The following is a 7217-nucleotide window of genomic DNA, read 5'->3' as shown; positions in this document are numbered from 1 at the left end:
GACGGCGAGCGCCTGGTCGTCGACGGCGCCGCGCTGGTGGTGGTCCATACGCCGGGCCACACCTCGGACTCGGTCAGCTTCTGGGTCCCCGACGATCCCTCCGACGTCGACGGCGCAGGGGGCGGGCGATGCTCACCGGCGACACCGTCCTGGGCTCGGGCACGACGATGCTCGACCACCCGGACGGCACGCTGACCGACTATCTGGCCAGCCTCGAGCGGCTGCGCGACCACGGCTCCGCGCGCCTGCTGCCGGCCCACGGCCCGGAGCGGCAGAGCCTGGCCGCCGTCGTCGACGGCTATCTGGCCCACCGGCGCGAGCGGCTCGACCAGGTGCGCGGACTGCTCGCCGCGCACGGCCCGGACCTCGACGCCGTCGCCCTCGGGCGGCTGCTCTATGGGGAGGGCTCCGGCCTGCCGGAGGGCGTGACCACCAAGATCGCCGCCGCCCAGCTGGACCACCTGCACCGGCTCGGCGAGCGCTGAGGCCGCGCCGACCTCAGAACGGACGCGGCATGGGGTCATGCTCGACCCAGCGGATGCCGCGCACCGCCACCCCTTCGGCCTGCACGTGGTCGACCAGCGAGGTCGCCGCCGCGGAGAGCCGGTCGAAGGCGTGCGGCTCGGCCTCGCCGGGCGGTCCCGCCGCGCAGAAGGTCAGGCTGACCGCCGGCGTCCCGCGGTGCGAGGTCCGGCGCTCCTCCAGCACCGCGAGCTGACCGTCGGTCACCCCGATCAGCGGCCGGCCGTCGACGTCCTCGCGGAACTCGTCCATGAATCCGGTGAGCTCCTCGATGGCGTACTCGACGGCATCGAGGTCGTCGGCCTCGATCAGCGCCTCGAGCACGGCCCACTCGCCCCTGGTCAGGCGGCGCGGCCCCCAGTCCACCTTCTTGCGCCAGCGCATGCTGCGACCTCCTGCTCGACGATTCGGGTCATGCCTCCCAGGGTGCCGCACGCGCGGCTCCGCGGCCAGATCACGGACACCTCTGCACAGCAGAGGACGACGACGCCTAGGATACTTCCATGAGCTCCCACACTGCTGTGATCACCGGTTCCACGGCCGGCCTCGGGGCGGCCTTCGCCCGTCAGCTGGCCGGACAGGGCTACGATCTGGTCCTGGTCGCCCGCGACGGCGAGCGGCTGCGCACCCAGGCCGAGGCGCTGGCGGCCCAGTACGGCGTCGGCGTCGACGTGCTGGTCGCCGATCTGGTCACCGACGACGGCGTCGCCGCCGTGCAGGAGCGGCTCTCCGACCCGCGCCATCCGGTGAGCCTGCTGGTCAACAACGCCGGCCACGGCCTGTCCTCGGACTTCCTGGACTCGGACCTGGACGACGAGCGGAACCTGCTGCGGCTCCACGTCCAGACGCCGATGGAGCTCTGCCACACCGCCGCCCGGGCGATGCTCCGCCGACGGGCGGGCCGCATCATCAACGTCGCCTCGGTGGCCGGCTTCACCCCGACCAGCACCTACTCGGCGGCGAAGTCGTGGGTCATCAACTTCTCCAAGGCGCTGCACTCCCAGGTCCACGACGACGGCGTGGTGGTCACCGCGCTCTGCCCGGGTCTGGTGCGCACCGAGTTCCACGAGCGCTCCGGCCTCGACGTCTCCGGCGTGAAGCGGTGGATGTGGCTGGACGCCGACGACGTCGTCCGCCAGGGCCTGGCCGCGAACGCCGCCGGGGCCTCCACCTCGGTGCCCTCGCGCAGCTATCAGGCGCTGACCGCCGGACTGCGGTTCATGCCCGACTCCCTGGTCCAGTGGGCGGTCAGCAAGCGGGCCGGCGACGCCGACGAGGACGGTGCCGACGGCGCGAGCACGGCCCCGCCCCGGCAGCCCACGGACGGCGCCCGCTGATCAGCCCGTGACGTCGACGACCAGCCGCGAGGGGTCCTCGAGCGCGCGGACTTCGAAGGGCCGCTCGCGGTCGAGGCCGATGTAATAGGTCGAGGCACCCTCGAAGACCACGGTCGAATAGGTCGAGCGGATGATCGAGCTGGCGTGGGTCCAGTCGCGTGCGCCGACCCGGTGGCCGGCCTCCTCACCGGCGTTGCCGGGCATCAGCCCCTGCGCGTGCACGGCGATGAAAGCCTCGCCGCGCATGCCCACCGCGCCGCCGCTGCCCGGCTGAGTGGGCCGTTCCACGTACTCGACGCGCCATGCTGGCATGCCGTCGCCGGCGTGTTCGAAGACCACCCGGTCGAAGTCCTGGTGGGAGCCGACCCGGACGGTGCGCAGCAGCAGCTGCTCGCCCTCGCCGACCGGATCGACCGATCCGGGGAACTGCGCAGACTGCTTCGCCTCGACGGTGAAGCTGTCGACGTCGATGTCTCCGACGCCCGAGGGCGCGCCGTCGGCCGATGGGCCGGACTCGGCGGCGTCGGAAGAAGCGCCGGCGGAGGTGCCGGCGGAGGTGCCGCCGGCACCTCCGCCGGCCGTCGCGCCGGTCTCGGTGCTCGCGGCGGTGTCGCCGACGCCGGTCTGCCCGGTCCCGGGGTCGCCGCAGCCGGCCGTGCTCAGGGCGAGGAGCAGCCCGGCCACGAGCCCGGCGCGTCGGCCGCGGCGGCGCGACGACGGCTGCAGATGCCGCTGCCGGTCGGCCGTCGGCGGTCGCTGCCCATGCGTCATCGTGTGCATGCTCTCCTGCGGGTCCTCAGTCGGTCGTGCGCCCCATGCCGGCCGATGGGGACGGTCGAGCTCGGCCGGGGCGGACGAGGCCGGGGACGGGCCTCGTGCCTCCACCATAGCCGTGTCCACGACGGCCGGCCGAAGCGAGGCCCCGGTCAGAACGCGGTCGTGGCCGGATCGTGATCCCGCGGGGACCGACGATTCAGGCTTCGCCCCGGGGCGCGCGGGGCGACCGGTGCTCGTCATCGCGCCCGGGCTCGTCGGACCGCTCGCGGGCGCGGTGCGGACGCTCTCCCTCGCCGTCGCCGTCGTCGCCATCGTCACGGCCCTCGGCGCCCTCGGCATCCTCCGGGGCCTCCGTGACCAGACCGTCGTGCTCCTCCTGGCGCTCACGCCGCTCGCGCAGCGCCTCGTCGCCGGGGCCGGTGAAGTCTCGACCCCGTTCGACGGCGGCGATGCTGCCGGTGAACAGCGAGGCGCCCTCTCCGCTGTAGGCCAGCGGCGTCTCCCCGGTGTCGGCCGTCTCGGAGGAGCCCTGGTCGTCGACGTCGGCCGACGTCGGCCAGCCGGACGCTCCGGGCACCACGTCCAGCGGCGCCGTGGTCGGCCGGGACTCCGCGGCGTCCCGCGACCGCGACTCAGCGTCTGACCCGCCCGCCGCGGCCTCGTCCGGGTCCGCCTCGTCGTCGACCTGATCCAGCGCGCCGGTGCGCACCTGCGTGGAGCTCCGGGACAGGGCGTCGTCGTGGGAGACCAGCATGCGCTGGGTGAGCACGGCATAGGGGTGCTCGGCCCGCAGATAGTTCACCAGGTCCTCCCGGACCAGGCAGCGCAGGTCCCAGAGCTCGGCGGAGTTCCGGGCCGAGAGCACCACCCAGACCTTGACCATCCCGGCGGAGGCGTCGGTGACCTGGAGCCCGTAGTCACGGCCGTCCCAGAGCTCGGTGGACTCCAGCAGGCGCCGCAGCCGGCCGCGGAGCGCGTCCATCGGCACCCGCCAGTCGACGTCGAGCTCGACGGTGCCCATCAGCTGCGTGCCCACCCGGGTCCAGTTCTCGAAGGGCGTGGCCACGAAGTAGCTGGAGGGGTAGATGATGCGACGGTCGTCCCAGACCTTCAGCACCACCACCGAGAGCGTGATGTCCTCGACCGTGGCGAAGTTGTCCTCGACGACGATCACATCGCCGACGCGGATCGTGTCGGTGAAGGCCAGCTGCACACCGGCGACGACGTTGGACAGCGTCGACTGCATCGCGATGCCGGCGACCACCGAGAGCACGCCCGCCGAGGCCAGGAGTCCAGCGCCCAGTGCGCGGACCTGCGGGATGAGCAGCAGCATCGACGCCACCGCCACGGTGATGATCACCGCCATCAGCACCCGCCGGATCAGCGAGACCTGGGTCTGCACCCGGCGGCCGCGCCGGTCGTCCAAGTTGCCGTCGCCGCCGTAGTGGGCCAGCACCACCGCCTCGACGACGCGCACGATGCGCACCGCCCACCAGGCGAGGCCGATGATCACCAGCACGACCAGCACGAAGCCGACCGCGCCGGACCAGGCCGCATCCCCGGCGGCGTAGCTGATCGCGATCCGCGACCCGACCAGCAGCAGCGTCAGGAACAGCGGCGGGCGGGTGCGGTCGACGGCGCCCAGGGCCGCGGGGATGCGCCGCAGGAGCTGCTTGGCGACCACGGAGGTGAGCAGTGTGACCACCAGGGCGAGGACGAGCGCGATGCCGACCCCGAGGAGCAGGCCCCAGACCGGCCCGGCGCCGGTGACCAGCGTCTCGACGTCCTGCGGGACGTTGTCCTCGACGACGTCGGAGACCTCCTCCGCCGGGTCTCCGCCGGTGGCCCCGTCGGCCGGCTCGGGGGCCTCCCCGCCGGCGAGGAGGCCCAGAAGCGGCGACGGAGGAAGGAGCGAGGAGAGGAGTGCGGACGGGATCATGCTCGACACCATGGCATCCATCATTCCACGGAACCCTGCATGTCCTCCCAGCATCGGCCGGACGGCGGACGCCCCCGTTTCCCGGCCGGGCGGACTCCGGGGGACAATGACGGGGACGATCCCCGCCGCGGCGCGCGCCGGAGTCCGCCTCCGGCGACTCCGCGCCGCCGCCCAGCCCGCCTCGAGGAGGACCATGATCACGCTCAGGGACCTGCGCGGCAGCACCGCCGACGTCGACTCCGTGCTGCCCCGCGCCGCCCAGGACGTCTCGGCCACCGTCGACGCCGTCGCCCCCATCCTGGAGAAGGTGCGCACCGGCGGCGCGGAAGCGGTGCTGGCGCTCGGCGAGCAGTTCGACGGCGTGCGCCCGCCCGCGCTGCGCGTGCCGGACTCCGTCCAGGACGAGGCCCTCGAGGGGCTCGACCCTGAGGTCCGCTCGGCTCTGGACGAGCTGATCCGGCGGGCGCGGGCGGTCCACGCCGCCCAGCTGCCGCAGGACTCGACCGTCATCCCCGGCGACGACGCGCAGGTGACCAATCGCTGGGTGCCGGTGCGGCGCGTCGGCCTCTACGTGCCCGGCGGTCAGGCGGTCTACCCGTCGTCGGTGGTGATGAACGCGGTCCCCGCCCAGGTCGCCGGCGTCGAGTCGCTGGCCATCGCCTCTCCCCCGCAGCCCGAGTTCGGCGGCTGGCCGCATCCGACGGTCCTGGCCGCCGCCCGACTTCTCGGCGTCGACGAGGTCTACGCCGTCGGCGGCGCGCAGGCGGTGGCGATGTTCGCCTACGGCGCCCGCGACGACGCCGGCATGCAGGTCTGCCCTCCGGTCAGTCTCATCACCGGCCCCGGGAACATCTTCGTGGCCACCGCCAAGCGGGCGGTGCAGGGCGTGGTCGGCATCGACGCCGAGGCCGGCCCGACCGAGATCATGGTGCTGGCCGACGAGACGGCCGATCCGGCCCTGGTGGCCGCGGACCTCATCTCGCAGGCCGAGCACGACGAGCTGGCCGCCTCGGTGCTGGTGACCGACTCGATGCCGCTGGCCGAGGCGGTGCTGCACGAGGTCGAGGCGCAGGCGGCGACCACCCGGCACGTCGAGCGGGTCAAGCAGGCACTGACCGGCACGCAGTCCTCGGTGCTGGTGGTGGACTCGATCGATCGCGCACTGGCCGTCGCCGACGCCTACGGCGCCGAGCACCTGGAGATCATGACCGCAGACCAGCAGGCGCACGCGGCGCGCATCACCAACGCCGGAGCGATCTTCCTGGGCTCCTGGACCCCGGTCTCGCTGGGCGACTACTGCGCCGGGTCCAACCACGTGCTGCCCACCGGCGGCGCCTCGGCGTACAGCTCCGGGCTCAACGTCACCAGCTTCATGCGCTCCCAGCAGGTCATCCACTACGGCCGCGAGGGCCTGGGGCAGGTCGCCGGCCACGTCACCACTCTGGCGGCCGCCGAGGGGCTGACCGCCCACGGCGACGCGGTGGACGTGCGCTTCCGCTGAGCGGGTTCCCCCGAGTCCGGATCGGCGTCCACGCACGACGGCGCCGGCGCTCATCCCGCGAACGGAGGAGCGCCGGCGCCGTGGTCGTCCAGTCCGAGGGCCTGACGGGCCGCTGACCGGCCGATCAGTCGATCAGGACATCACGCCGGTGTTGACCCAGCCGACGACGGTCTCGCCGTCGTCCTCGTAGCTGACCTGCACCCAGGAGCCCTGGGCGTCGAGCTGGCGCACAGCGGCGCCGCGCGGCAGCTGGACGAGTTTCTCGCTGGAGCTCTCGGCCTCGGCACGCAGCGGCATGCTGAGCGAGAGCTGCCAGTTCGCGGCGGCCTCCATCGTGCCGGATCCGCTGCCCGAAGCCGGCAGCGTGTAGTTCTCCACGCCGCCCGGGTCGCCGGAGAGGCCGAGCTTCTCCTGGCAGCCCGGCCAGGCGCCCCAGCCCTGGATCTTCCACAGCTCGTAGCCGCGGGCGATCTGCTCATATTTCGAGGCGTGGTGCGGGTATCCCGTTCCTCCGACGGCCTCCCAGGACTGCTTGGTGAACTGGATGCCGCCGTAGAAGCTGTTGCCGGTGTCGATGCTCCAGTCGCCGGAGGACTCGCACATCGCCAGCCGGTCCCAGACGGGGTTGTACGTCGGAGGCGGCGTGGAGGAGTCCCCGGACTGGGCGGCCGAGCCGCTGTCCTCGGGCTCAGGCTCCGGCTCCGGTTCTGGCTCCGGCTCGGGCTCGGGGGCGCTCAGCTCGTCCACCCGCGCCTGGATCGCCGCGTGGTCGAGGACCCCGTTCGAATCGGTGTACTTGTCCTGCGAGACCAGGTCGTCGAACGTCTGCTCCGGCGACTGCCCCAGCAGTGAGGCCAGCTCCTTCACCACACCCTGGGTGTTGTCGGTGTACTGGCTCAGGCTGTGCGACGAGCTGCTGCTGGAGCCGCTCGAAGACGACCCGCCGGAGGACGACCCACTGGACGAGTCCGACGACGGCGCCGACTCGGAGGCGCTCAACTCGTCCACCCGAGCCTGGATCGCACCGTGGTCCAGAATCCCGTCGGCATCGGTGAACTTCTCCTGCGAAACCAGGTCGCCGAAGGTCTGCTCCGGCGACTGCCCCAGCAGCGAAGCCAGCTCCCGCACCACACCCTGGGTC

7 protein-coding genes and 1 pseudogene are annotated in these 7217 nt (G+C 73.0%); 4 read left to right on the top strand and 4 right to left on the bottom strand.

Annotated features, from left to right (window positions below; genetic code table 11):
• Positions 1–195 (top strand): annotated as a pseudogene (locus tag GU5_RS17610) (hypothetical protein); the annotation flags it as partial.
• The gene (locus GU5_RS17890; RefSeq protein WP_010525018.1) at positions 129–485 is read left to right on the top strand and encodes a hypothetical protein; all 357 of its coding nucleotides are present in this window, start codon (positions 129–131) and stop codon (positions 483–485) included. The pseudogene GU5_RS17610 and the gene GU5_RS17890, both read left to right, overlap by 67 nt.
• A gap of 13 nt (positions 486–498) precedes the next feature.
• Here the strand turns inward: GU5_RS17890 and GU5_RS0107770 are convergent, their stop codons facing one another.
• Entirely contained in the window at positions 499–906 is a 408-nt protein-coding gene (locus tag GU5_RS0107770; protein WP_010525017.1) for a hypothetical protein, read from the bottom strand.
• 119 nt (positions 907–1025) lie between these two features.
• Between GU5_RS0107770 and GU5_RS0107765 the strand changes: the two genes are divergently transcribed.
• Complete coding sequence (locus tag GU5_RS0107765) at positions 1026–1859, top strand: SDR family oxidoreductase (RefSeq protein WP_010525016.1); 834 nt, start codon at positions 1026–1028, stop codon at positions 1857–1859.
• On the opposite strand, the gene GU5_RS17045 is transcribed toward GU5_RS0107765, so the two are convergent.
• Entirely contained in the window at positions 1860–2639 is a 780-nt protein-coding gene (locus tag GU5_RS17045; RefSeq protein ID WP_139084376.1) for a hypothetical protein, read from the bottom strand. It abuts the gene before it with no gap.
• 193 nt (positions 2640–2832) lie between these two features.
• The gene (locus GU5_RS16350) at positions 2833–4575 is read right to left on the bottom strand and encodes a mechanosensitive ion channel family protein (RefSeq protein WP_139084375.1); all 1743 of its coding nucleotides are present in this window, start codon (positions 4573–4575) and stop codon (positions 2833–2835) included.
• Between the two features lie 193 nt (positions 4576–4768).
• On the opposite strand from GU5_RS16350, the gene hisD reads away from it, so the two are divergent.
• Positions 4769–6076: a histidinol dehydrogenase gene (gene hisD, locus GU5_RS0107750; protein ID WP_010525013.1), complete on the top strand. Its 1308-nt coding sequence runs from the start codon at positions 4769–4771 to the stop codon at positions 6074–6076.
• A 132-nt stretch (positions 6077–6208) separates the two neighbouring features.
• Here hisD and GU5_RS17265 read toward each other — a convergent pair.
• Positions 6209–7217: transglycosylase family protein (locus GU5_RS17265; protein ID WP_010525012.1), on the bottom strand; the 1009-nt coding region annotated here is incomplete at its 5' end.

Origin of the sequence: Nesterenkonia sp. F (genome assembly GCF_000220985.1) — a bacterium.
Taxonomy (GTDB): Bacteria; Actinomycetota; Actinomycetes; order Actinomycetales; family Micrococcaceae; genus Nesterenkonia.
Note: the sequence above shows the minus strand (reverse complement) of the source record. Positions and strands in the feature narration are given on the sequence as shown.